Origin of the sequence: Brenneria tiliae, from assembly GCF_023347575.1 — a bacterium.
In the GTDB taxonomy this organism is placed as follows: domain Bacteria; phylum Pseudomonadota; class Gammaproteobacteria; order Enterobacterales; family Enterobacteriaceae; genus Brenneria; species Brenneria corticis.
The window spans coordinates 1-476 of the sequence record NZ_JAKPCB010000066.1 but is presented as its reverse complement, the minus strand read 5'-3'; the positions used below and the strand labels follow the sequence as shown (position 1 = coordinate 476).

1 protein-coding gene and 1 pseudogene are annotated in these 476 nt (G+C 55.0%); both read right to left on the bottom strand.

The window, feature by feature from the left end:
- Window positions 1–260, bottom strand: a 260-nt coding sequence (gene ftsB, locus MFP24_RS00330) for a cell division protein FtsB (RefSeq protein ID WP_249246710.1), incomplete at its 3' end; no start/stop codon positions are given.
- Between the two features lie 140 nt (window positions 261–400).
- Window positions 401–476: pseudogene (locus MFP24_RS00325) on the bottom strand (DUF3561 family protein); the annotation flags it as partial.

The window sequence follows — 476 nt, the reverse complement described above, 5'->3', positions numbered from 1 at the left end:
AGACGATAGAAGGTTTCGCCCGGGCGGGTCATGCTGAGTTCATTGCGCGCACGCTCCTCAATCGCTTCCTGCCCGCCGTTGAGGTCGTCAATTTCGGCAAACAGCTGATCGTTGCGTGCTTTTAATTTGGCGTTAGTCGCCTGCTGGGCGGTGACGTCGTCGTTAACCCGCGTGTAGTCATGCAGGCCGTTTTTACCGAACCACAGCGAATACTGTAGCCAGACCAGCAAAGCTAATAATAGCAGCGTTAGTTTACCCATCCTGCCCCCTGAAAAACGGCATCATCATCCCAAAACTCGCCCGGGTACGCTACCGGGGCGCGCGGACGATGCCGCGTAACGCGGGGACTGTACCATATTTTTGCTGTCGATACCCATGCTTGATTCATACCAGCAACGGGTTATCCCAACAGCCAAAGGAAGAGTAGCGCAAACATCAGTCCAACGGTCAGGATGGTCGCGCTGACGCTATAGAGC